Genomic DNA, 25426 nt, shown 5'->3' on the forward strand with positions numbered 1-25426 from the left:
GAACCACTGTCATGGGTAGGGCGGAATCGCCTGGCCCTGACAGAGTCACAACGACGGCGCCGTCGGCGAAGCCGCATGGCGACCGTCCTTCTTCTGTCATCGGTACTGACCGTGACGAGCATGGGCGGGCAAGCCCTCGCCGTCCCCGGCGACGGGATGAGCCGTGAGCAGACGACCTCCGAGGTCGACCTGCCGGACATCCCGGAGAGCACCGCGCTCGCCGACGACGCCAGTGCCGACAAGGCGCTGAGCCTCGGCGACGAGCAGCAGGTCGTTCCCTACGCGCCGGAGAACGTCGCCGCGTGGGCGGAGGACGCCGGCAAGGCGCCGCTCACGGCGCAGACGCAGCCGGGCACCACGGTCCCGGTGGTGAACGAGACGACGTCCGCCGGCCTGCCGGTCGCGGTCGGCGTGCCGCTCGGCCAGGACCCGGCGGCCATCGCCGGTGACTGGCAGGTCGCCGTCAAGTCGACCACCACGTCGGAGGAGACCGGCGTCCCCGGCATGATCCTGGAGGTCGTTCCGCCGGCGACCGCCGATCCGGCCGCGCAGGTCACGCTGGAGGTCGACACCACCGGCTTCGCCGACCGCTACGGCCCCCAGGCCGCCGAGCGCTTCGGCCTGGTCCTGCTGCCGAACTGCGTCATCGACTCCCCGGACTCCGGTGACTGCGCCCCGGACTCCGGCACGGAGACCATGTCCGGCACGACCGAGGTCGCCGACGACATCGAGCGGCTGCGCTCCACGGTCAAGGACGTGCCGGCCGCCAAGGCCCCCACCAAGGTCAAGCTCAAGAAGGCCGCTCCGACCCGCAAGATCCTTTCCGGCTCGGTGCCGGTCGCGAACCTGCTCGACGACGGCGCCGGCCGCTCGTCCGTCTCCGGCGCCTCTGCTCAGCAGGTCGCCCTCCAGGCCGTGGACACCTCCGGCCGCCAGGTCGTCGGCGCGATGGACACCGGCGCCTCGGCGAGCGGCGACTTCACCGCCTCCCCGCTGCTGTCCGCCGGCTCCTGGGCCGCGGGATCGTCCAACGGCGCCTTCACCTACGGCTACCAGGTGCAGGTCCCGGAGGCCGCCGGCGGTCTGACCCCGAAGGTCAGCCTGGGCTACTCGTCGCAGACGGTCGACGGCCGCACCTCGGCCTCGAACAACCAGGCCTCCTGGATCGGCGACGGCTGGGACTACAACCCCGGCTCCATCAGCCGGACCTACGTCAACTGCCGCCAGGACTCCAAGAAGGCCGGGTCGAACAACGCGACCCACAAGACGGCCGACCTCTGCTGGGGCTCGGAGAACGCCACCCTCTCGCTCGGCGGCATGACCACCGAGCTGGTGTGGGACGAGTCCAAGGGCAAGTGGTTCAGCGCCAACGGTGACGGCTCGAAGATCGAGCGGTTCAAGGACACGTCCAAGGACCCGCGTCCGGAGATGAAGGACGCCGACGGCGAGTACTGGGTCGTCACCACCAAGGACGGCACGAAGTACCACTTCGGCCTGAACAAGCTCCCGGGCTGGTCGGACAACGGCAGCTCCGCCGACGACCCGTACACCAACTCCGTGCTCGCGGTGCCGGTCTACGGCAACCACGCGGGCGAGCCCTGCTACAAGGGCTCGACGACCGCCGACTGGAAGGCCTCCGCCTGCAACCAGGCCTGGCAGTGGAACCTCGACTACGTCGAGGACGTCCACGGCAACGCCATGTCGCTGTGGTGGGAGCGCGAGAAGAACTACTACGCGAAGAACTTCTACTTCAAGGGCCCGGTCGAGTACCACCGCGGCGGCTACCTGAAGCGCATCGACTACGGCCAGCGCAAGGACACCGTCTTCAGCGCCGAGGCCCCGGCCCGCGTGCGGTTCGACGTCGAGGAGCGCTGCTACGCCGAGGGCAGCCTCACCTGCAGCCCGGAGAACTTCACGTCGAGCGACCCGGGCAAGTACCGCATCTGGTACGACACCCCCGCCGACCTGCGGTGCCAGGCGGTCACCGCGACGGACAAGAAGAAGTGCTGGAACGCCGGCCCGACCTTCTGGTCCACCAAGCGCCTGGACAAGATCACCACCTCGGCCCAGCGCCGCACCGACACCACCGCGCGCCAGGACGTCGACAAGTACCAGCTCAAGCAGAGCTTCCCCGTCCTCAAGACCGGCCCGAACACGGCCCTGTGGCTGGAGTCCATCCAGCGCACCGGCTACGCCCGCAAGGGCTCCACGGACGCCGCGGTCACGCTCAACCCGATCCGGTTCGAGTCCAACGAGGAGGAGATGCCCAACCGCGTCCTCCTGCGGAAGACGACGGGGGAGGAGAAGGGCGACCCGATCGACCCGCGCCCCGGCTTCGCCCGGCTGCGCATCGGCCGCGTCATCAACGAGTACGGCGGCGAGACCGTCGTCACGTACAAGATGCCGACCTGGGGCGACGCGGCGGACGGCTGCGCCAGCCGGACGGGCCTGCCCGGCAAGACGGACACGGCGGCACTGAAGGCCAACACACGCCTGTGCTACCCGATGTTCTGGCACCCGGACGCCGAGGTCGAGGACATCGACTGGTTCCACAAGTACGTGGTCGACTCGATCGAGGAACTGCCGAACGTCGACGGCTCGCACCCCACGCGCACGTCGTACGACTACAAGAACGCCGGCTGGAAGCTCGCCGAGGCGGAGTTCAGCAAGAAGTCCACGCGGACCTACTCGCAGTTCGCGGGCTTCGAGCAGACGTCCGTCGTCACGGGTGAGCGGAAGGTCGCGGCCGACAACGGCGAGGGTTCCGCTCCGGGCGAGGACACGCCGGGGACAGAAGGACCGAAGACCAAGGCGGTCACCCGCTTCTACCGGGGCATGGGCGACAACGTCCCGATGAAGAACCTCGCGGGCACCACGCTCACCCACGACGGCGCCACGGTCTACGACCGTGAGGCCTTCGCCGGGCGAATAGCCGAGGAGTTCAGCTACTCCGACGCGGCCGACGCCGACAGCGACTGGCTCACCCGCAGCCTCACCGTCCCCGAGGCCACCGAGCTCGCCAGCCGCACCCGCGGCGACGGCCTCGACCCGCTGAAGGCGTGGCGCGTCACCGAGCCCGAGGAGATCGCGTACACGAAGTCCTCGGGCACGGGCGACGACACCCGCACCCTGCGGACCGTCCGCACGAAGACGACGTTCGACAGCGTCCACGGCCTGCCCACGCAGGTGGAGTCGTTCGGCGACGCCGATCCGACCAAGACCGGCGACGAGTCCTGCACCAAGCTCGAGTACCTGCACAACACGACCCGGAACATCATCGGTCTGACCAAGCAGGTCCTCGTCTCGTCCACCTCGTGCGCCGCCGCGGACTGGTCCGACCTCACGAAGCTGAGCGCGGGAGGCCGGACCTCCTACGACAACACGGCGTACGGCACGGCCATCGCCGACACCGGCCGCGGCCTGGCCACCGAGACGTGGTCCATCAACGCGGACGGCACCGGCTGGCAGACCGGCGGCACCGTCGCATTCGACTCCCTCGGCCGTGTCACCAAGCAGACCGACGTGGACGACAAGGAGTACACGACCACCTTCGACCCGCCGACGGGTCAGGTCTTCAAGATCACCCAAACGAACCCGCTGGGCCACACCCAGGTCCAGGAGGTGGAACCGGGCCGCGGCGTCTCGCTGAAGACGACCGATGTCAACGGCCACGTCAGCGAGGCGGCGTTCGATCCGCTGGGCCGTCTCGCCGAGGCATGGGCCCCCGGCCGGACCCCGTCGCCGAACGCGGTCCCGGACTTCCGGGCCGAGTACGTCACTCCGGGCGACCAGCCCGACCCGAACGACCCGGACGGCGGAAAGCTTCGCAAGCCCCCGTACATCACGACCTACAGCCGTGGCTACGAGGACCGGGTCGAGAAGTCCGTCACGATCTACGACGGTCTCGGCCGTGAGCGCCAGTCGCAGGAGGAGGCGGACGGCGGCGGCCGTCTGATCACCGACACGCTGTACAACAGCGCCGGTGAGATCTACCAGACCAACAACGCGTACCTCAACGAGGACGCCCCCAGCGGCGAGCTGTTCACCCCGCGCGCCGACACCACGGTCCCGAACATCACCCGCTACGAGTACGACGGTCTCGGCCGCGTGCTCGAGGAGATGCCGGTCCTCAAGGTGAAGGCCCCGGGGACCACCGAGGCCATCTCGCAGGAGGTGCCCGAGAAGGCCACCCGCTACGAGTACGGTCCCGACTGGTCGAAGGTGATCCACCCGCAGGGCGCCTCGTCCTACAAGGTCTACACCGACGCGCTCGGGCGCACCGTCCGCACGGACAACTTCACCCCGGCGGCGCCCGGCGGCTACACGTCCACGCGCTACGCGTACGACAGCCGTGGTCACCTGACGAAGGCGACCAGCTCGACCGACCCGACGCACCCGTGGTCGTGGACGTTCGACAAGCGCGGCCGACTCGAGACCGCGACCGACCCGGACGCGGGCACCACCCGGGTGGCGTACGACCACCGCGACCGGCCGCAGACGACGACCAACGCGCGGGGCGTCATCACCTGGAACTCGTACGACGAGCTGTCCCGCCCCAAGGAACAGCGTCTGGGCGGCTCCAGCGGCACGCTTCTCGCCTCGCTCGCGTACGACACCGTCGCCGGGGGCAAGGGCATGCCCGCCTCCGCCACCCGGTACACGGACGGTCTGGCGTACACCCAGAAGGTCAACGGCTACACGAAGGACTACCAGCCGACCTCGACGACGCTGTCCCTTCCCCCGTCGCTGGCCACCACGTGGGGCATCCCCGCGGACTACCAGTACGACTACAAGTTCTCCGACAACGGCATGTTGGAGGAGACGAACCTTCCGAAGGCCGGCAAGTTCGACGCGGAGAAGCTGGTCATCCGCTACAACAAGGAGGGGAACCCGCTCTCGATCTCCGGCAAGGACTGGTACGGCTCCGAGACGCTCTACTCGCCCTACGGCCAGGTCCTGCGCTCGACGCTGGGCGCGGTGCCGTACCGGGTGTGGGCACAGAACTCCTTCGACGAGTCCACCGGTGAGCTCCAGAACCAGATGGTCTACCGGGAGCAGACCAGTGGTTCCGGTCCGGTCCAGGGCAACCTGGTCTCGAAGCGCGAGTACGCCTACGACCCTGCCGGCAACGTCACGGGCATCCGTGAGCACGCCACCGGGATCGAGGAGCGGCAGTGCTTCACGTACGACCCGCTGGGCCAGCTGAAGAACGCCTGGACCTCGAAGGACCAGGAGAACTGCACGGCTCCCAAGAACCCGGACGGCACACTCAACGTCGCCGCGGGCAAGGACAACTCCGGCTACTGGCAGGAGTACGAGTACGACCTCCTCGGCAACCGCACCAAGCTGGTCGAGAAGGACCTGACCGGCGCCACGGCCAAGGACGCGACCACCACGTACCAGTACGGTGTGGGCGCGGCCAAGAGCCAGCCGCACACGCTCACCAAGGTCTCGAAGACCTACACCACCCCTGCCGGTGCGCAGGTCAAGGCCGAGGCCGAGCGTCTGTACGAGCTGACGGGTGAGACGAAGTCCGTCACCTCGATCGACAACGGTGACAAGCAGACGCTGACCTGGACTCCGGACGGCAAGATCGACCGGATCACGGGCGCGGGCACCGGCGGCAAGACCCCCTACGTGGGCCTGGCCGACAAGTGCCTCGACCTCAAGAGCGGTCTCGCGGTCGCGGGGCAGCCGATCCAGCTCTACAGCTGCAACACCACCCTGGCGCAGAGCTGGAAGTTCACGCCCACCCCGAGCACCCCGGCGACTCCGCAGACCGACCCCAACCGGGGCACGCTGTCGGTGTACGACGACTGGTGCCTCCAGCCGGCCGCCAACACGGCCGGGTCCGCACTGCAGATCCAGAAGTGCGCCGGCACCGCTGCGGCGGCGACGGCGCAGGAGCTGAAGCGCAACGCCGCCGGTCAGCTGACGCACGTCGCGTCCAACCTGTGCCTGGCGGTACAGGGTGGCAACTCGGCCAACGCCACGGCGATCGTCCTGGCCGCGTGCGACGGAGCCTCCGCCGCGCAGCTCTGGGCGCCGCAGAACGACACCCGTCACATCTACGGTCCCACCGGCGAACGCCTGCTCACCATCAAGGGCAAGACGGCCACCCTGAACCTGGGTGACACGGAGGTCACCGTCCAGCAGGGCGGCGCCCTCGTCAACTCGCAGCGCACCTACACCACCCCTGCCGGGGCGGTCATGCGCTACGCCAACGGCACGGCTGCGGACCAACTGGTCGCCCTGACCACGGACCACCAGGGTTCGACCTACACCGAGGTGTTGCTCGGTGGCGGGATGGACGTTCGGATCCGCAAGCAGGACGCGTTCGGCAACCAGCGGGGTGCCGGCACGTCCGGTGTCAACCTGCAGACGCACACCGGATTCCTGGGGAAGACAAGGGACGACTCCTCCGGCTACACGCTGCTGGGCGCCCGTCTGTACGACCCTGTCGTCGGACGGTTCCTCTCCGCCGACCCACAGATGGACCTGAACGATCCTCTGCAGGCCAACGGATACGTCTACGCGCACAACAACCCGGTCACCCATGCGGACCCGACGGGTCTGGCGATCACCCTGACCGCCTCGGAGAAGGCGGCGGCTCTCCTGGGCGCGGGTCTTTCCGCCGCACAGGTCGCACAGGCGCAGGCCACCATGGGCAAGTCCCTCACCTCGGTGATCCTCGCCGCCGCATGGAGCGTCCTGAGCGACTTCATCGGACTCAGTGACGCCATGGCCTGCTTCGGCGGTGACATGTGGTCCTGCGGCAGCATGATCATCGGGGCGATCCCGTGGACCAAGCTGGGCAAGATCCCGTCCGTCCTGAGGGCGGTCGACCGCACGATCAACGCCATCCAGGCGTTCAAGAAGGCGAAGGCGGCCGCGGAAGCGGTCCTCAAGGCTGCCAAGGCGGCTGAGGCGGCGGCTCTGAGAGCCAAGAAGGCCGCCATCGAGAAGGCGAAGAAGGAGGCCGCGCAACGGGCCAAGAAGAAGGCAGCCGAAGCCGCGAAACGGAAGGCCGACGCTGCCGCGGCCGCGAAGAAGAAGACCGGTAACCCGGTCCAGAAGCGGGCTCAGGCCAAGGCGGCCCCGAAGTCCTCGTCCGTGGCCGGTGGCGGCAAGGGCGGTGGCAAGGGCGGCGGTGGCGGCAAGGTCAGCACGTCGAAGCCAGGCGGAAGCTCCGGTGGTTCCTCCCGTAGCAACGGCGGGTCCAGCGGCGGGTCCTGCAAGACGGGTGACAACAGCTTCGTGGCGGGCACGAAGGTGCTGATGGCGGACGGTTCCGTCAAGGCCATCGAGGACGTCAGGACGGGTGACAAGATCGTCGCCACCGACCCGAAGACCGGGGAGACCCGGATCGAGACGGTCACGGCGGAGATCAAGGGCGAGGGCCTCAAGCGCCTGGTCAAGGTCACCATCGACACGGACGGCCAGGAGGGCACGAAGACGGCCGAGGTCACCGCGACCGACGGTCACCCCTTCTGGGTTCCCGAACTGGGCAAGTGGATCGACGCCACACACCTGAAGCCGGGTGAGTGGCTCTCGACCAGTGCCGGAGTCTTCGTTCAGGTCGCCGCGGTCCAGCGATGGACGGCCCAGAGCGAGACGGTCCACAACCTGACCGTCTCGGACACCCACACGTACTACGTGCTGGCCGGGGCGACATCCGTCCTGGTCCACAACTGTGGTGTCGCGACTGAAGACGATGCCCGCCTCGCGCACGACCGAGCGCTGGAACTGCAGTCCACCCGAGACGACTTCCCCGGCGCCAACTACAGGGGGGTCACCGCGGTGATCGGCGTCTACAACTCCGACACCCGGAGCGTTACGATTCGCATCGGAATCAGCGGTGGGGCCGCGCAGCCGCCGGCCTGGTCGCTCCGCGACGGCGAGGAGTTCGTCCAAGCTGCAGGACATGCCGAGGAAGCCATCCTCGGTAACCTGGCCTCGAACGAGCACGCGATCTTCGGTGCGGCGTCGACCAACTTCTGCAACGAACACTGCCTCCCCCTGGTGGACACGAGGGATGTGAACCTCATGGGAGGGCACGGAACCATCAAGTATTCCCCGTTCAGGTACTTCTGGATTTCGAGCGAAGATTAGCGGGACGTCGTGATTGAGAACCTTCCTGGCCCGTCGGATGCCGAGTTGAACCTCCTTGCTGCCGCAACAGCGGAGCGGGCGGCAGCTTTCTGCCGGGTGATGGGATCCGAAGAGCAGCAGGACTGGATTGATTCCGGTCTGGAACTCGCTTGGCGTATGGCCGCTGGTCACGACGTGGCAGACGATTGCTCAGCCCTCCTCGATTCTCTCGTCGAAGATGACGAGGGTGAATTCGAAGACGCGGACCCCACCGCGTCTCCCGGGTTCTACGCGGAGATGGCTGTCGGTCTTGTCGGGGAAGCGCTGGCAGTTTCCTTGAGGCCGTCCGTCGATCGCATCGAAACAGGCTTCAAAACGATGCGAACGCTTTTCTCCATGGTTGATTTCAAGCTCTCCGGGGAGAAGCCCGTGATCGTGCGGGCCGGTGAGCCTCAGCCGGCTCCTGGACCCCTGGTCCAGGGCGAGAGGGATGCCGAGGATCAGGCACTCGCGATCTTGCTGAGAGAGCGAGGCGTGGCAGGAGAACGTCTGGGGGCGGAATCGACCCTGACCGAGTTGCGCGACCTCTCGGAAGCTTTCTCAACCGATGTGACACCGGCTCTGGAGGAATTCTCCGAGGCCAACAACTGGAGCTGACGAGCCGCTGGCTCACGGTCCCGTCGGACTGACAGCTTCCAGGAGACATGACGGAGGGTCGTCCCCGGCTTCGTGCCGAGGGCGACCCTCCGTTTCGCTGTGTGACAAGCGATCGAGTTGTCGGTCTCGGGTCAGGAATCGCCCGACGCCTTGCGCAGCGCGCTGATGCAGGTGCCGATCGCCTCCTGGAGGGCTTCGAGGCGCTGGAGCATGTCGGCCTCGTAGATGTCCTCCTCCATCACCTCGTCCAGGGTCAGCTCCTCGAAGACCTTCGTCGCCTTCTGCAGGCTGTTGTAGAACTTGGTGCGCCGCTCCTGGACCCGCAGCTCCGGGTCCTCCTCGACCGCCTTGGCGACCAGGCCCTTGACCGTGTCGTAGGCCTCCCCGGCCCACTCGCCCGCCTCCTCCGAGTCGTCGAGCTCGTCGAGGAGCGACAGGTGCCGCTCGGCCTCGGCCCGCAGCTCGGCCGGCGCCTCCACGGTCTGCCCCGCCGGGGTCCTGATCTGGCCGTTCTCGACGATCTGCCGGACGTACCCGATACGGTCGGCCGCCTTCGCCTCGCTCGCCACCGCCTTCTTCAGGTCGTCGGTGCGCGCGATCGCCCGGGCCATCTCCGTCTGGAGAGCCGGGTCCTCCTTCATCCGGTCGAGGAGCGCCCCGCGCGCCGCCTCGGCCGTCCCCGGGTCGGCGAGGATCGCGGCCCGCAGCGCCGTCGGGTTCTCGGCGACCTCCAGCGCCTTCGTCGGCCGGATGCCCTCCGCCTCGGCGGCGGCGCTGATCGCCTGGCCGCGCACGGAGGACGCGCTGTTGCGGGAGGTGTAGTAAGAGAGCCAGACATCCGCGTCGGGCAGCTCGACGTCCTCGCCGGGGACGAGCACCTCGAACTGCGGGACCAGGCCGTCGTCGGCCGCCATGTCCCAGGCCTTGTAGTACCGCATGACCCGCTCCGGCGAGCACCCCGCGAGCTCCGCGAACGCCTTCGCCGAGACCTTCGTCGCGGCCGTCCCCTCGGCGTGCTGGCCGCCGGGGCGCACGCTCCGCGCGACCTTGAGCGCGAACGCCCAGCCGCCGGTGCGCGCGTAGATGCCGAAGTCCCGGGCGTCCCGGACGACGACGGGGTCGAGGTCGGAGGCGAGCTCCTCGGTGACGGCTGCGTCGGTGGGCTCGTCGGTGACGGGAGTCGCGGTGGGCTCCTCGGTGACGGTAGCGCCGGTGGGCTCGTCGTCGGCGGCAAGGGCCTCGTCGTCGGCGGAGGCCTCGGTGGCGGCGGTCTCCGCGGCCTGCGCCTCGGGCTCGTTCGCGGAGGGCCCCGCGGCTCCCGGCTCCGGCTGCTGGACCCAGAACTCCCCCGACGAGTCGGCAGGGGCGGGGACGGCGGGGGAGGTGTCGGACGGGTCGAGGGCGATGGTCACCGAGAGCACTCCGGAAGGTCGGGTACGAGAACTGCGGCCGACAGCCTATACGCACCCCTTGGTCGCGTTTCGCCCGATTCCACGATCCGGGCGCCGGGAAAAGCGGTGGCGCGGGCGGTCCGCCCACCCCCAGGATGCCGTCATGACCTACGGAATCGAGTCCCACCCCGCGCGATGAGCGCTCCGGACGAGCGCACGACGCTCGCACCCGCCCTGTACGCGTACGCCGAGGGCCTGCGCGACACCGCACCCGACGCGCCCCTGCCCCGGGGCGGCATCCCGCTGCCCGACAGCGCGCGCCCCCCACGTGACCCGGCCGACCGGATCTCCGCCCGCGAGGCCCGCCTCGCCCTCCCCGCACTCCTCCGCCCCTTCCTCGCCGCCCCGGACCCCGAGCGGGCCGCCGTGGAACTGGAGCGCGCGCTCGCCGCGACCCACGTCCGTGAGCGGGCCGTCTTCGCCGCGGTCGCGGCCGTGCCACCACCCGAGGACCCCGACGCCCGCGGTCGGGCCCGTACCCTCGCGCGGCGCCTCACCCGGCACGGGACGACCGTCCGCGCCGTGGCCGCCGGGCTCGGCCTCCTGACCCGGCTCGGCGAGCCCGAGGACGTGCCGTACCTGCGCACCCTCGGCCTCCTCGACGGGCTCGGCCGCCACACCGTCACGGTGCTGGAAGCCCTGGACCGGAGCGCCGCCGCCGTGCTGTGGCTGGTCCACTTCGCCCTGGGCGACGCCCTCCGACAGGTCGCCGACGCCCTGGCCGCGGGCGACGAGGCGACCGCACGCGACCGGCTCCCCGGGCTCGCGACCACGCCCCGGGGCCTGGGCCCCGAGCCCGCACGGCGGGTCGCGGAGGCCGTCGACCTGCCCGCGCTCCTCCGGCGGGAGCCGGACCGCCCCGACCTGCTCGTCACGGCCCTGCACCTGCTCACACGCATGTGCACCGGCCGGAACTACGAGCCCGAGATCCGCCGGTACGAGGGAGCCGTCGCCCTCCACGAGGCGGTGGCCGCCCGCGCCCACGAGCTGCCCCCGCTCCTCGACCACCGGGCCCGCCTGACCACACTGGCCCTCGGCCTGCACAGCGGGGCCGCCCACCTGCTCCCCTGGCCGCCGGGGCGCCGGCGGGAGGTGATCGGCATCTTCCTGGACGCCGCCGACGAGCCCGGGAGTCCCGGCCGGCCGGGGAGCCCCGACGGCCCGGAGGACCGGGCCCGCGCCGACTGGGTCCGACGCACCGCCCGACAGCTCCGCGCCGCGGCCCCCGGCGAGTCCGCGGGCCCACCCGTACCCGCCGCGGCCGCCGGCACCGCCCGGCTTCGCATCGAGGTCGCCGTGTCCGACCCGGGCGACCCGGAGGGCGTCGAGACGCGCCTCCTCGTCGACGGGCGGCCCCTCGTCCCCGAGGCCTTCGACCGCGGGCCCGGCGAGCCGCCCGAGCGGCTCCTGGAGAACGGCGCCCTGCGGGCCGGGCCCGAGCCCCGCGAGGTGCGGATCGCCGAGGCCTACTGCACCGAGGGCTGCTGCGGCGCGCTCCACGTCACCGTGCGGCGCGAGGGCGCCCACGTCGTCTGGGACGGCTGGCGGCGGCCCGGCGCACCGGCCGGCATGCCCGACCTTCCCGCGTACCGCTTCGACGCCGAGGCCTACGACACCGAGCTCGCCCGCGCCGAGCGGGACCAGAGTTGGAGCTGGCCCGCCCGCCGTACCGCCTGGCTGATCAGCGCGGGACTGCGTGAGCGGCCCGGGCTGCTCGCCCGGTGGGGGCTCGGGCGGGGGTGGATCTCGACGGACTTCCGGGTGCGGGACACCACCGTCGTCACCTTCGGCGGCCCGCCCCTGAAGGCCGACGGGACACCCGACACGGAACAGGGGGTGCGTCAGTTCCTCTGGTACCTCCCGGACGACGGCACCCCGCCCGAGGAGCGGGCCGCGGCCGCCCTGCGGCGTCTCGCGGAGGAGGACCCGAGGGGGTACGCGAACGGCGCGGGGTGAGCCGTACGCCGTCCCGGTGACCGTCAGTGGTCCACTCCAACGGCGGTTGTCCACAGGGGTGGTAGGGCCGCCGGGCGGCGCGTACGGTGCGAGACATGAAGATCCTCATCAGTGCCGACATGGAGGGCGCGACCGGGGTGACCTGGCCCGCCGACGTGCTGCCCGGTACCCCCCAGTGGGAGCGCTGCCGCGCGATGTTCACGTCCGACGTGAACGCGGCCGTTCTGGGCTTCTTCGACGGCGGCGCCGACGAGGTGCTGATCAACGAAGCGCACTCGACCATGCGGAACCTCCTCCTGGAGCGGCTCGACGAGCGCGCCGAGATGCTCACCGGCCGGCACAAGTCGCTCTCGATGGTCGAGGGCGTGCAGCACGGCGACGTCGACGGCATCGCCTTCGTCGGCTACCACACGGGCGCGGGCAGCGACGGGGTCCTCGCCCACACCTATCTCGCCAACTCGATCACGGGCGTCTGGCTGAACGGCGAGCGGGCGAGCGAGGGCCTGCTCAACGCCCATGTGGTCGCGGAGTACGGCGTCCCGGTCGTGCTCGTCACCGGCGACGACCTGACCTGCGAGGACGCCCTCGGGTACGCGCCGGAGGCCCCCAAGGTCGCCGTGAAGGACTTCGTCTCGCGGTACGCCGCGGTGTGCCGGACCCCGGCCAGAACCGCCGCCGACATCCGGGCGGCGGCGAAGACCGGCGCCGGGCTCGCCGTCCGCCACGAGCCGGTCCGCGGCGGCCCCTTCACCGTGGAGCTGGAGTTCGACGCGGAGCACCTGGGCGCCGCCGCCACGGTGGTTCCCGGCGTGGCGCGCGGCGCGGAGCGGCGCGTCGCGTACACCAGCGAGACGATGTACGAGGCAATTCGCACGTTCAAGGCGGTCACGACCATCGTCTCGGCCGCGGTGGAGGAGCAGTATGGCTGAGGAGGTCCGGAGCCCGGACACGACGGCGCTCGACGAGGTGGTCACCTTCACCTCCGAGCTCATCCGCATCGACACCACCAACCACGGCGACGGCGCCTGCCGCGAGCGCCCCGCCGCCGAGTACGTCGCCGAGCGGCTCGCCGCCGTCGGCATCGAGCCCACCCTCCTGGAGCGCACCCCCGGCCGCACCAACGTCGTGGCGCGCATCGCCGGTACGGACCCCTCGGCCGACGCGCTCCTCGTCCACGGCCATCTCGACGTGGTCCCCGCCGACCCGGCCGAATGGACCGTGCACCCCTTCTCCGGGGAGGTCCGCGACGGAGTCGTGTGGGGGCGTGGCGCCGTCGACATGAAGAACATGGACGCGATGGTCCTGGCCGTCGTCCGCTCCTGGGCCCGCCAGGGCGTCCGGCCGCGCCGCGACATCGTCCTCGCGTACACCGCCGACGAGGAGGCCAGCGCGGAGGACGGCTCCGGCTTCCTGGCCGACCGGCACGCCGGTCTCTTCGAGGGCTGTACGGAAGGCATCAGCGAGTCCGGGGCGTTCAGCTTCCACCCGCAGCCCGGCACGACGCTCTACCCGATCGCGGCGGGGGAGCGGGGCACCGCCTGGCTCAGGCTGACCGCCCACGGCCGGGCCGGCCACGGCTCCAAGGTGAACACGGCCAACGCCGTCACCCGCCTCGCCTCCGCCGTCGCCCGGATCGGCGCGCACTCCTGGCCGGTCCGCCTCACCACCACCGTCCGCGCCGCCCTCACCGAGCTCGCCGCGCTGTACGGCATCGAGGTCGACACCCACGCCCGTGACCTGGACGTCGATCTCCTCCTCGACAAGCTCGGACCCGCCGCCGCGCTCGTCGAGCCGACCGTCCGCAACAGCGCCAACCCGACGATGCTGGAGGCCGGTTACAAGGTCAACGTCATCCCGGGCCGGGCCGTCGCCCACATCGACGGACGGACGCTGCCCGGCGGCGAGGAGGAGTTCGCCGCGACCATGGACGAGCTCACCGGGCCCGACGTGGAGTGGGAGTACGTCCACCGCGAGGTGTCCCTGGAGGCACCGGTCGACTCGCCGACCTTCGCGAAGCTCCGGGCCGCCGTCGAGCGCTTCGACCCGGCCGGACACGTCGTGCCGTTCACCATGTCCGGCGGCACCGACGCCAAGCAGTTCTCGCGTCTCGGCATCACCGGCTACGGCTTCTCGCCGCTCAAGCTGCCCCCGGGGCTCGACTACGGGGCGCTCTTCCACGGTGTCGACGAACGCGTCCCGGTCGACGCCCTGCACTTCGGTGTCCGGGTGCTCGACCACTATCTGAAGTCCGCCTAGCGCCCGGGGGAGTCGAGTTGGCCACCACAGAGACGAAGCACACGACGGACGCGACGCACCCGACGACCACGGCCGCCCACGGCAGCTGGCCGTCGCCCGTCGACGCCGCGCTCGCCGCCGCTCACGACGGACGGCCTGAGTACGTGGGCACCGTCGGCGACGAAGTGTGGTGGACCGCGCCGCGTCCCGCCGAAGGCGGCCGGCGCGCCCTCGTCCGTCGGCGCGCCGACGGCACCGAGGAGAGCGTGCTCCCCGCCCCGTGGAACGTCCGCAGCAGGGTCGTCGAGTACGGCGGGCAGCCCTGGGCCGCGACCGCGCGGCCCACCGGCGGCCCCCTCGTGGTCTTCAGTCACTTCCCCGACCAGCGGCTGTACGCGTACGAGCCCGAGGCCGGCGCGGGCGCCGCGCCCCGGCCGCTCACGCCCGTCTCCGGCGTCGGCGGCGGAGCGCGCTGGGTCGACCCGGTGATCCACCCGGACCGCGGCGAGGTGTGGGCCGTCCTGGAGGAGTTCACCGGGCCCGCGCCGACCGACGTCCGCCGGGTCCTCGCCGCCGTGCCGCTGGACGGCTCGGCCGCCGAGGACCGCGCCGCGGTGCGCGAACTCTCCGACGGACGGCACCGGTTCGTCACGGGAGCCCGGCTCTCCCCGGACGGGCGCAGGGCGGCCTGGATCGCCTGGGACCACCCCCGCATGCCCTGGGACGGCACCGAGGTCCAGCTCGCCGAGGTCGCCCCCGACGGCACCTTCCACGGCGCCAGGACCGTCGCCGGCGGCCCCGCCGAGTCGATCCCCCAGATCGCCTGGGACACCGCCGGACGGCTCCTCTTCGCGAGCGACCGCACCGGCTGGTGGAACCTCTACCGGGCGGAGCCCACCGCCGACGGGGACCTCCGTGAGCCGGTGCCGCTCCACCCCCGCGAGGAGGAGTTCGCCGGACCGCTCTGGAAGATCGGGCTGACCTGGTTCACGCCCCTGGACGACGGCCTGATCGCCGTCGTCCACGGCAAGGGCACCACCACCCTCGGGATACTCGACCCCGACAGCGGTACCCTCGCCGACGCCCCGGGCCCCTGGACCGAATGGGCCGCCACCCTCGCCGTGAACGGCACCCGTGTCGTCGGGGTCGCCGCCGGACCGCGCAGCGCCTACGAGCTCGTCGAGCTCGACACCCGCACCGGCCGCACCCGCGTCGTCGGCGCCGCGCACACCGACGCCGTCGACCCCGCCTACCACCCCGAGCCGGAGGTCCGTACCTTCACCGGCCCCGGCGGACGCGAGATCCACGCACAGGTCTACCCGCCGCACCACCCGCGGTGCACCGGACCCGCCGACGAACTGCCGCCCTACGTCATCCGGGCCCACGGCGGGCCCACCGGCCATGCCCCGCTCGTCCTCGACCTGGAGATCACCTACTTCACCTCACGCGGGATCGGCGTCGCCGAGGTCAACTACGGCGGCTCCACCGGCTACGGCCGGGAGTACCGGGAGCGACTGCGCGAGCAGTGGGGCGTGGTCGACGTCGAGGACTGCGCGGCCGTCGCCGTGGCCCTCGCCGCCGAGGGCACCGCCGACCCCGCCCGACTCGCGGTGCGCGGCGGCAGCGCGGGCGGCTGGACGGCCGCCGCCTCCCTCGTCGGCACCGACGTCTACGCCTGCGGCACGATCATCTACCCCGTCCTCGACCTGCGGGGCTGGGCCACCGACGAGACCCACGACTTCGAGTCCCAGTACCTCCACGGCCTCGTGGGCCCCCTGGACGAGGTCCCCGAGCGGTACGCGGAGCGCTCGCCGATCGAGCACCTCGACCGGATCACGGCCCCGTTCCTGCTGCTCCAGGGGCTCGACGACGTCATCTGCCCGCCCGCGCAGGCCGAACGCCTCCTCGACCGGATGGCCGGCCGGGGCGTCCCCCACGCCTATCTGGCCTTCGAGGGCGAGGGGCACGGCTTCCGCAGGGCCGACACGATGACCCGGGCACTGGAAGCCGAACTCGCCCTGTACGTCCGGACCTTCGGCATCACCCGCGCCGACGTCCCCGACCTGGACCTCCGTACGTGACCGCGCCGGGCCCGCGCGCCGCGGCCGCACCCCTGAACCGGGCCGCCCGCCTCCGGCCCGGGGCGCGGGTCGCCGTCGTCGCCCCGAGCGGACCCGTGCCCGAGGAGCGGCTGACGGCCGGGCTCGACATCCTGCGCGGCTGGGACCTGGACCCGGTGGTCGCCCCGCACGTCCTGGACACCCACCCCGCCCTCGGCCACCTCGCCGGCGCCGACCGGGCGAGGGCCCGCGACCTCACGGAGGCCTGGTGCGACCCCTCGGTCTCCGCCGTGATCTGCGCGCGCGGCGGCTTCGGGGCGCAGCGCATGGTGGACCTCGTCGACTGGCCGGCGATCCGGGCCGCCGGGCCCAAGGCCTTCGTCGGCTACAGCGACGTCACCGCCCTGCACGAGGCGTTCGCCGTGCGGACGGGCACCGCCACGCTCCACGGACCGATGGTCGCCGCCGCCACCTTCCTGGCGGACCCGCGCACCCAGGAGTCGCTGCGGGCCACCCTCTTCGAGCCCGAGACGGTACGGACGCTCGGTCCGGACACCGCGCGGACCCTCGTCCCCGGCCGCGCCCGCGGGGTCACCCTCGGCGGCTGCGTCAGCCTGCTCGCCGCCGATCTCGCCACCCCGTACGGCAGACCCTCGGCCCGTGGCGGGCTGCTGCTCCTGGAGGACGTCGGCGAGGAGCCGTACCGCCTCGACCGGATCCTCACCCAGCTGCTGCGGTCCGGCTGGCTGGACGGCGTCGCGGGCGTCGCCCTCGGCTCGTGGGAGGAGTGCGGGCCGTACGAGGACGTGCGGGCGGTCCTCCTCGACCGGCTCGGCGGCCTCGGCGTACCCGTGGTGGAGGAACTGGGCTTCGGTCACAGCGCGACCGCCCTGACCGTGCCCCTCGGGGTTCCCGCGGTGCTCGACGCGGAGGAGGGCACCCTGACCCTGGACGTGCCGGCGCTGCGCTGAGCCGGCGGGCGTGCCGCCCGACGGGGACACGGCAGCGCCCCCCGTGGGAACACGGGGGGCGCCGGTGGGGGTGCCGGGTGCCGGACATCGGATGCGGGATCCGACGCCGGCGGGTCGGCGGGACGGGGTCAGAGCGCGGCGTATCCCGGGCGGACGACCTCGTCGATCAGGCGCTGCCGCTCCGGCAGCGGCAGGAAGGCGGCGTCCAGGGCCGCGACCGTGAACTCCTCGAACACCTCGGGGCCGTAGCCGAAGGCGTCCACCATGTGCTGGAACTCCTCGCTCATGGTGGTGCCGGAGACCAGGCGGTTGTCGGTGTTGAGGGTGATCCGGAAGCCGAGGCGGCGCAGCTCGTCGATCGGGTGCGAGGCGTAGTCCTTCGCGGCACCCGTCTGGAGGTTGGAGGTCGGGCAGACCTCCAGGGCGATGCGGTTGTCCCGGACGTACGCGGCGAGCGTGCCGAGCGTGCCGTCCTCCGCGATGTCGTCCGTGATCCGCACGCCGTGGCCGATCCGCTCCGAGCCGCAGACCTGCACGGCCTCGTGGATCGACTCCGCGCCGACGGCCTCGCCCGCGTGGATCGTGAAGTGGCAGTTCTCCCGCTTCAGGTGCTGGAAGGCGGGGAGGTGGCGGGCCGGCGGGTTGCCGATCTCGCCGCCGGCGATGTCGAAGCCCGCCACGCCGTTCTCCCGGTGCGCGACCGTGAGGTGCGCTATCTCCAGGGAGCGGTCGGTGTGCCGCATGCCGGTGAGGAGGGTACGGACGGTGATCCGGCCACCGGTCCGGCGCTCGCCCTCACGGAAGCCGTCGTTGACCGCCTCGACGACCTCGTCGAGGGTGAGCCCGCCCTCCAGGTGCTGCTCGGGGGCGTAGCGGATCTCGGCGTAGACGACGCCGTCCGCCGCCAGGTCCTCGGCGCACTCGGCCGCGATGCGGGTCAGCGCCTCGCGGGTCTGCATCACCGCGCAGGTGTGGGCGAAGGTCTCCAGGTACCGCTCCAGCGATCCGGAGTCGGCGGCGTCCCGGAACCAGACCGCGAGCTCGGCCGGGTCCTCGGTCGGCAGCGCGGTGTAGCCGTGCTGCCGTGCCAGCTCGATGATCGTCGCGGGGCGCAGCCCGCCGTCGAGGTGGTCGTGGAGGACGGCCTTGGGGGCCCGGCGGATCCACTCGGAGACAGTGGCGGCGACAGGCGTGGCAGGGTTGTCAGACAAGTGCATGGCGGGGAAGTGTACGCCACGGCCGGAGGACGTGCGGCGAGGGCTGTGCGGGGGCTGTGCCGTACCGGCTTCGGGACCCCTTCCGTACGGCTCAGTGCGAGTGGAGCACCGGCAACGCGGGGGTGCCCGTCGGCAGCATGTGCTTGGCGGCCAGGACCGGTGTCTCCCCGACCCGTACGACCTGCGTGACCAGGACTGCCGGGGTGTCCGCCGGGCGGCCCAGCTGGTCCCCGCGCCGCCGCCCGAGCAGCGTCGCCGTGATGCCGCTGTGCGCGCTCAGCGCCGTCTCGCGCGAGGCCCCGAGGAGGACCGCGAGCATCGAGGAGGCGGCCGATTCCTCGCCGCGCAGGGCGCGGGCGAACTCGGGGTGGACCCGGTCGAGCACGTCGTCGGCCGCCGCCCACTCGTGGCTGAGCGCCGCCGCCGTACCCTCCCCGGTCAGCACGGACTCCCAGAACCGCAGCTCGGCGCGGGCCGGGGCGAGCAGGTGCTGGGTCGTGAAGTCGGTGGGCTCCTCCACCGTCCGCAGCAGCGCCCGCACGCGCAGCGGACCGCCCGCGCCGATCAGTTCCTCCAGCGGCTGGACGTGCTCGAAACCCCGGCGCGGCGGACGGTCGTTGACGGTCCGCCCGATCCCGCGGCGCACGGTCAGCAGCCCGTCCTCCTGAAGGAGCAGCAGCGCCTCGCGCAGGGCGGGCCGGCTCACGCCCAGTTCGGCGGCGAGCTTGGGCTCGGAGGGGAGGGTCGAGCCCGGCGGGTAGGTGCCGTCGTGGACGGCGTCCGCGATCCGTTCGTACAGCGCCACGACCGGCCGACGCCGCTGTCCGCTGACCGCCACGGCCGCCTCCTCCTGTGGTTCCGCCGGTGTGCCCACCGGTGTCGGGACCACCGTAGTCGGCCCACGTTGTCTGACAAGTCACCCGTACGGCTCTTCCCACCGGTCCGGGAAGGGCTTGCTCACCCATTCTGGTCCCACGGCTCGTCCCGCGGCACGGGCCGGGTAGGACCGGCGGGCACACCCGGCGGGCAGGACCGACGGCACGACGGAGGAGAGGGCCGGGCATGAGTCCCAAGGACACGGCAGGGGCGTCCCGCACGGGCGGGACGTCCCGGTTCAGCGGAGCCTTCACCCCGGGCCGGATCGCGATGACGGTGCTCGCGGTCCTCACCCTGGTCTTCATCTTCGAGAACACCCGGGAGGTCAGGATCCGGATCCTGATCCCCGAGGTGTCCATGCCGCTCTACCTGGCGCTCCTCGCGACCGCCCTCCTCGGCGCCGCCTGCGGTTACTACGCCGCGGCCCGGAGGCTGAAGTGAGGCGCGCCGCCGTCGTGGGCGCGACCGCCGTCCTCGCGCTCGCGGCCGTCGCCGTCTCCTCGGCCGAGGAGCCCGCCGTGCCGGGCGACGAGACCGGGGCGCGCGTGATGCCGGACCTGCTGGGCGTACCGCTGTGGCGGGTCTTCACCCGGCTCGACCGCCGGACCCGCCTCGACGTCCACGACGCGAGCGGCCGGGACCGGCGGGTGCTGTGGCCGCCGAACTGGCAGGTGTGCACGCAGTACCCCGCGCCCGGCACGGACCTCGACCGGCGGACCGCGGTCACGATCGGGGTCGTGCGGAGGGGCGAGACCTGCCCGCCCCGCGTCCGTACCGCCCGCCGCTGACCTCGCGCGACGACCCGCCGCGACGGGTTTCGCGCCTGCTCAGGACGTAGAGCAGGGCCGCCGCGGCCTGTACGAGGGCGATGCCGGCCAGGTACTCGCGCGCGGTGCCGGCGGTGGCCGCTCCGGCGAGGGCGGAGCCCGCGGCGGCGGCGGACATCTTCAGTCCCGCGCCGATCGTGAACACCTGCGTGCGCCGGTGCGCGGGGGAGTGGTCGGCGCGGATGCGGAGGGTCGCCGTCAGGACGAGCCCGTCGCACGCGCCGGCCACGGCGAAGCAGGCCGCCGCGACGGGGACGGAGGGGGCGCCCGCCGCGCCGACGAGCCCGACGGCCGTACCGGCCAGTCCGAGGACGGCCAGCCGCTGTGGCGTGAGGGTGGGCGTCGGGCGGGTGAGGCCGAGCGTCGCGGCCAGGGCGCCGACCGCGAACGCGGTCATCAGCAGGCCGCCGGCTCCTGCGCTGCCCAGGTGGGTGGCGAGCAGGACACCGGTCGTGGTCAGCGCCCCGATGCCGGTGAAGGCCAGGCAGGTCGCGGCGGTGACGGCACGCAGCTCGCGCTCCCGCCACACGGTGGCCATCCCGCCGGCCAGGTCCCGGCGCAGCCGTACGGGTGTCACGGGATCGGCCCCGGGGCCGGCACCGGTGCCGGGGGCCGCGTGCAGGGGGAGCAGAGCCGTCAGTGCGCAGGCGCAGGCCGCGGCGGCCGACAGGGTGAGCATCGCCGCCACCGGGGAGACGGCCGCCGCGAGGAGCCCGGCGGCGCCGGGACCGGCGACGGCGGCGGCGTTGTAGACCACCGCGTCCCACGAGTAGGCGCGGTCGCGCTCCCCGCCCGCCGGGACGAGCCGCGCGATGAGGCTGGAGAGCCCGCCGGAGACGACCGGCCCGCAGCAGCCCCCGGCCGCCGCGACGGCGAGGACCAGGGGGAGCGGGAGGTGCCCCGTGCCGAACGCCACGGCGGAGATCGACAGGGCGAAGCCGCCGAGCGCGGCGCAGTAGAAGAGCCGGGGCCGACGTGCGCGCTCCGCCGTGGCGCCGGCCAGTGGGGCCGCGAGGACGTGCGGCGCCATCCAGGCCGTCAGGACGTACGCCCCGTGGGCCGCGCTGCCGGTGCGGGACACGGCCAGCATGACCACGGCGACGGCCGTGCCCTCGTCGGCCAGCCGCGCGAAGAACGCGGTCGCCAGGTAGCGCGGCACTCCCCACCGGTCAGGCCGTCGTTCACCCGATCGTTCCGACATCCGACCCCCATCGCGTAACGGCTTATGATGAGAAGACGTTACCGTCGGAGTCGTGGAGCAGGGAGCGCAGACGTGAGAATCCAGGGATTCCGGGCCGCCCAACGCCTGATCGACCTCGCGAACGCCGTCCGCACCCACCCCGACCTGCCCCGCGACGTGGCGGTGCCGCTCCTGGCGAGCCACGGCGAGAGCCCGCAGGACCTGACGGAAACGGCGCTCTCCGACACGGACCTGCGGAGACTGAGGGACGCCGCCCTGAAGATGACCCGCATCCTCACCGAGACCGACACCGACCGGGCGGCCACCGCCCTCAACGAGACCCTGGCCGACCACGCCGCCGCCCCCCGCCTGTCCCGGCACGACGGCCACCCCTGGCACCTGCACGTCGACCGCCACGACGCGGGCTGGGCCGACTGGTTCCTGGCCTCCGGCGCCCTGGCCCTCGCGCAGATCCTCACCGAGCACGGCCGCGCCACCTGGGGCGAGTGCGCGGCCCCCGGCTGCCGCACCCTCTACCTCGGCACCGGCCCCGGCAGCCCGCGCCGCTACTGCTCCACCACCTGCGCCTCACGTGCCCGGGTCGCCGAACACCGCCGCCGCAAGCGGACCTGACCCGTCGGACAGGCCTCGGCGACGCGGCGGACCGGCCTCAGCCGCGCAGGCCGTCCGCCTCTCCGCGGCGGGTCCTGTACAGCACACACCGCCGCAGCGGCCCCTCGGGCACGCTCGGATCGTCGAAGTCGTCGACGGGATCCCGGGTCATGCCGATCCGGCGCATCACCGCCCGGGAGCGAAGGTTGCGGACCGTCGTCGTCGCGATGATCTCCGACAGGCCGAGGGTCTCGAAGCCGAAGGCCCGGCAGGCCAGTGCGGCCTCGGTCGCGTATCCGTGGCCCCACGCCGAGCGGGTCAGCCGCCACCCGATGTCCACGCCCGCGAACGGCATGCCCGCGTCCACCTCGTCCAGGCCGGCGCGGCCGATGAACTCGCCGGTCTCCCGCGATTCCAGCGCCCACCACCCGAAGCCGCGCGCGTCGAACTCGGCCCGCATGCGCGACACCACCGCATCGCTCTGCTCCCGCGTCAGCAACTCGCCCAGGTGTTGACGGACTTCGGGGTCGGCGTTCATCGCCGCCCACGGTTCGAGGTCGGACTCCCGCCAGTGGCGGAGCAGAAGACGATCGGTACGAAGCTCGGTCATGCGGTCAAGCCAACGCGAGCGGCGTCGGGGTGTCGACCGGATATGCCGGGCATGGGCTCCGTCGACGACTTAGCCTTGCCCCATGCCCGACGATCTTGCCCGATTCCTCGCCGCCGGGCCCCGGGTGGGCCTGCGTCCCTTCTCGCCGGACGACGCCGAGGAGTTCACCGCCCGCGCCCGCGAGAGCCGGGAGCTCCACCGGCCCTGGCTGTTCCCGCCGTGCACCACCGAGGCCTACGCGACCTACGCGGGCGTGCTCATCGAGGATCCGGCGCGCGCCGGCTTCCTGGTGTGCGAGCACGGCGAAGGGGGCGACGGCGGGCGGATCGCCGGCTTCGTCAACATCAACAACATCGTCCGCGGAGCCTTCCGCAGCGGCGCCCTCGGCTACGGCGCCTTCGCGCACGCCGCCGGACGCGGACTGCTCACCGAGGCCCTCGGACTGCTCCTGGCCCATGCCTTCGGGCCCCTGGAGCTCCACCGCCTGGAGGCGAACATCCAGCCCGGCAACACCGCCTCCCGGGCGCTGGTCCGCCGCGCGGGCTTCCGCCTGGAGGGCTTCTCGCCCGCGATGCTGTTCATCGACGGCGCCTGGCGGGACCACGAGCGCTGGGCGGTCACCGCTCCGTCGTAGCCGGGCGAACCCCTGGTCAGGACGGGCCCCGGCGTGTTCCATGGGTGGATGACGACCGTACGACGTGCCGTACTGACGCTGCCCGCGGCCCCGTTGGGCCCGGACAACCCCCTGCCCGCCCTGCGGACCCACCGCGGGACCCACACGGTCGACGCACAGACCCTCTCGGAACTCCCGCGCGACATGGCCCGGGGCATCGGCCGCGCACCCCTGCGCAGCCTGCTGCCCGCCCCCGTACGGGACGGCTACGGGCGCGCACGCACGCCCACCGAACTCGACGCGGTCGTCATCGAGAACGACCGGCTCAGGGCGACCGTCCTCCCCGGCCTCGGCGGCCGCGTCCACTCCCTGTACGACAAGACCTCCGGACGCGAACTCCTCTACCGCAACCCGGTGTTCCAGCCCGCGGCCTTCGCCCTGAACGGCGCCTGGTTCTCCGGCGGCATCGAGTGGAACATCGGCGCCACCGGCCACACCACCCTCTCCTGCTCACCCCTGCACGCGGCGGTCGTCCGCGCGCCCGACGGCGGCCGGATGCTCCGGCTGTGGGAGTGGGAGCGCCTGCGGGACCTGCCCTTCCAGGTCGACCTCTGGCTCCCGGAGGGCTCCGCCTTCCTCCACGTCGGGGTCCGTGTCCGCAACCCCCACGAACGGCCCGCCCCCGTCTACTGGTGGTCCAACACCGCCGTACCGGAGGACCGTCGTGTCATCGCGCCCGCCGACGAGGCCTGGCACCACGGCTACGACCGCGGGCTGCGCCGCCTGCCCTTCCCCCTCACCGAGGACCGCGGCACCGACCACTCGTACCCGCTGAACGGCGACTACGCGGCCGACTGGTTCTACGACCTGCCCGAAGGGCAGCGCCGCTGGATCGCCGCCCTCGACGCCGACGGCACCGGCCTCGTCCAGACCTCCACCGATCCCCTGCGCGGCCGCAAGCTCTTCCTGTGGGGCCGCGAGCGCGGCGGCCGGCGCTGGCAGGAGTGGCTCACCGAGCCCGGCACCCCCGGCTACGCCGAGATCCAGGCCGGCCTCGCCCGCACCCAGCTGGAGCATCTGGAGCTGCCCGGCGGCGCGGAGTTCAGCTGGCTGGAGGCGTACGGTCCGCTCGCCGCCGATCCCGCCACGGCCCTCGGCGACGACTGGGACGCGGCCCGCGCGGCCGTCGAGAGCGGCCTCGCCGCAGCGCTTCCGCGCGCCGGGGTCGACGCGGCGTACACGGCCTGGCGCGAGCAGGCCGCCGACTCCGGGCCGGAGACCGTCCTCGCCGTCGGCTCCGGCTGGGGAGCCCTCGAAGTCCTGCGCGGACAGCACGAGTTGCCCGGCACCCCCTTCCCCGAGTCGACGCTGGGACCGGAGCAGGCACCCTGGCGCGCCCTGCTGGACACCGGAGTCCTGCCGGCCCCCGAGAAGGGCGCCCCGCCCGGCGCACCACTGGTCTCGGCACCCTGGCGGGACATGCTGGAGACCGCCCCGGCCGACCCCTCCACCGAGTACCACCTCGGCATCGCCCAGTGGCACGCCGGAGACCGTGCCCAGGCGGTACGGAGCTGGGAACGCGGCCTGCGCGAGGCCGCCGTGCGCTGGCCGCTGCTCCGCTGCCTCGCCGTCGCCGACCGGGAGGACGGACATCCGGCCCGCGCCGCCGAACGGTTCGCCGAGGCCTTCACCGACCACGCCGACCGGGCCGCCGAGGACGAGGCGGTGGCCGCCGCCCTCGGCCGTGAGGCGGTCACCGCGCTGCTCGCCGCCGGACGGACCGGCCGGGCCCGCGAGCTCTGGGCGCGCCTGCCGGAAGAGGCCCGGGGGAGGGGCGCCTTCCGGCTCCTGGAGGCGCGGCTGCTCCTCGCCGAAGGTGCGACGGACGAGGCCCGCGCCGTCTTCGACGCGGGCTTCGAGGTCGCGGACCTGCGCGAGGGCGCGGAGATCCTCGGCGAGGTCTGGGCGGAGATCACCGAGGAACCGCTCCCGTATGCCTATGAGTTCAGGATGCGGCCGAACTGACGGAGCGTCGTGGGCGGCACGACGGTTGTGCCGGTGGCGCGGTGG

At 72.5% G+C, this 25426-nt stretch carries 17 protein-coding genes; 12 read left to right on the plus strand and 5 right to left on the minus strand.

The features are described from left to right. The first annotated feature begins 120 nt into the window (after positions 1 to 120). Positions 121 to 8112, plus strand: a complete 7992-nt coding sequence (locus ACF08F_RS17140) for a polymorphic toxin-type HINT domain-containing protein (RefSeq protein WP_392299303.1) — start codon at positions 121 to 123, stop codon at positions 8110 to 8112. A 9-nt stretch (positions 8113 to 8121) separates the two neighbouring features. Further along, positions 8122 to 8748 (plus strand): hypothetical protein, encoded by a 627-nt coding sequence (locus tag ACF08F_RS17145; protein ID WP_392299304.1) that lies wholly within the window; start codon positions 8122 to 8124, stop codon positions 8746 to 8748. A gap of 131 nt (positions 8749 to 8879) precedes the next feature. Here ACF08F_RS17145 and ACF08F_RS17150 read toward each other — a convergent pair whose 3' ends face one another. After that, positions 8880 to 10160, minus strand: a complete 1281-nt coding sequence (locus ACF08F_RS17150) for a hypothetical protein (protein WP_392299305.1) — start codon at positions 10158 to 10160, stop codon at positions 8880 to 8882. Between the two features lie 174 nt (positions 10161 to 10334). Here ACF08F_RS17150 and ACF08F_RS17155 point away from each other — a divergent pair, with 174 nt between their 5' ends. From ACF08F_RS17155 to ACF08F_RS17175, 5 genes are all read left to right on the plus strand, one after another. Continuing rightward, positions 10335 to 12155 carry a hypothetical protein gene (locus ACF08F_RS17155; protein ID WP_392299306.1) on the plus strand — a complete coding sequence of 607 codons (1821 nt, stop codon included), beginning with the start codon at positions 10335 to 10337 and terminating at the stop codon, positions 12153 to 12155. A gap of 95 nt (positions 12156 to 12250) precedes the next feature. Beyond that, positions 12251 to 13084 (plus strand): M55 family metallopeptidase, encoded by an 834-nt coding sequence (locus ACF08F_RS17160; RefSeq protein WP_392299307.1) that lies wholly within the window; start codon positions 12251 to 12253, stop codon positions 13082 to 13084. Next, positions 13077 to 14411 carry a M20/M25/M40 family metallo-hydrolase gene (locus ACF08F_RS17165; RefSeq protein ID WP_392299308.1) on the plus strand — a complete coding sequence of 445 codons (1335 nt, stop codon included), beginning with the start codon at positions 13077 to 13079 and terminating at the stop codon, positions 14409 to 14411. Before ACF08F_RS17160 ends, ACF08F_RS17165 begins: the two co-directional genes overlap by 8 nt. 17 nt (positions 14412 to 14428) lie before the next feature. Then, entirely contained in the window at positions 14429 to 16471 is a 2043-nt protein-coding gene (locus tag ACF08F_RS17170) for a prolyl oligopeptidase family serine peptidase (protein WP_392299309.1), read from the plus strand. Continuing rightward, positions 16468 to 17421 carry an LD-carboxypeptidase gene (locus ACF08F_RS17175; protein ID WP_392299310.1) on the plus strand — a complete coding sequence of 318 codons (954 nt, stop codon included), beginning with the start codon at positions 16468 to 16470 and terminating at the stop codon, positions 17419 to 17421. The genes ACF08F_RS17170 and ACF08F_RS17175 overlap by 4 nt, the downstream gene beginning before the upstream one ends. 128 nt (positions 17422 to 17549) lie before the next feature. Here the strand turns inward: ACF08F_RS17175 and ACF08F_RS17180 are convergent, their stop codons facing one another. Continuing rightward, positions 17550 to 18638: an adenosine deaminase gene (locus ACF08F_RS17180; RefSeq protein WP_392299311.1), complete on the minus strand. Its 1089-nt coding sequence runs from the start codon at positions 18636 to 18638 to the stop codon at positions 17550 to 17552. Between the two features lie 91 nt (positions 18639 to 18729). Continuing rightward, positions 18730 to 19476, minus strand: a complete 747-nt coding sequence (locus ACF08F_RS17185; protein WP_392299312.1) for a GntR family transcriptional regulator — start codon at positions 19474 to 19476, stop codon at positions 18730 to 18732. Positions 19477 to 19700: 224 nt separating this feature from the next. On the opposite strand from ACF08F_RS17185, the gene ACF08F_RS17190 reads away from it, so the two are divergent. Next, a complete protein-coding gene (locus ACF08F_RS17190) occupies positions 19701 to 19955 on the plus strand; it encodes a DUF1049 domain-containing protein (RefSeq protein ID WP_392299313.1) in 255 nt (84 codons plus the stop codon). After that, the gene (locus ACF08F_RS17195) at positions 19952 to 20302 is read left to right on the plus strand and encodes a hypothetical protein (RefSeq protein WP_392299314.1); all 351 of its coding nucleotides are present in this window, start codon (positions 19952 to 19954) and stop codon (positions 20300 to 20302) included. The genes ACF08F_RS17190 and ACF08F_RS17195 overlap by 4 nt, the downstream gene beginning before the upstream one ends. On the opposite strand, the gene ACF08F_RS17200 is transcribed toward ACF08F_RS17195, so the two are convergent. After that, complete coding sequence (locus ACF08F_RS17200; protein WP_392299315.1) at positions 20238 to 21500, minus strand: MFS transporter; 1263 nt, start codon at positions 21498 to 21500, stop codon at positions 20238 to 20240. The two genes, ACF08F_RS17195 and ACF08F_RS17200, sit on opposite strands and share 65 nt — an antisense overlap. Positions 21501 to 21569: 69 nt before the next feature. Here ACF08F_RS17200 and ACF08F_RS17205 point away from each other — a divergent pair, with 69 nt between their 5' ends. Further along, the gene (locus tag ACF08F_RS17205) at positions 21570 to 22154 is read left to right on the plus strand and encodes a CGNR zinc finger domain-containing protein (RefSeq protein WP_392299316.1); all 585 of its coding nucleotides are present in this window, start codon (positions 21570 to 21572) and stop codon (positions 22152 to 22154) included. A gap of 37 nt (positions 22155 to 22191) precedes the next feature. Here ACF08F_RS17205 and ACF08F_RS17210 read toward each other — a convergent pair whose 3' ends face one another. Then, on the minus strand, positions 22192 to 22743 hold the full coding sequence (locus ACF08F_RS17210; RefSeq protein ID WP_392299317.1) for a GNAT family N-acetyltransferase: 552 nt from the start codon (positions 22741 to 22743) through the stop codon (positions 22192 to 22194). Between the two features lie 82 nt (positions 22744 to 22825). Between ACF08F_RS17210 and ACF08F_RS17215 the strand changes: the two genes are divergently transcribed. Further along, positions 22826 to 23377 (plus strand): GNAT family N-acetyltransferase, encoded by a 552-nt coding sequence (locus tag ACF08F_RS17215; RefSeq protein WP_392299318.1) that lies wholly within the window; start codon positions 22826 to 22828, stop codon positions 23375 to 23377. A 48-nt stretch (positions 23378 to 23425) separates the two neighbouring features. Further along, positions 23426 to 25381, plus strand: coding sequence for a DUF5107 domain-containing protein (locus ACF08F_RS17220; RefSeq protein WP_392299319.1), 1956 nt, complete (start codon positions 23426 to 23428; stop codon positions 25379 to 25381). Positions 25382 to 25426 lie beyond the last annotated feature (45 nt).

It is taken from the genome of Streptomyces sp. NPDC015130 (assembly GCF_043080005.1).
GTDB lineage: Bacteria > Actinomycetota > Actinomycetes > Streptomycetales > Streptomycetaceae > Streptomyces.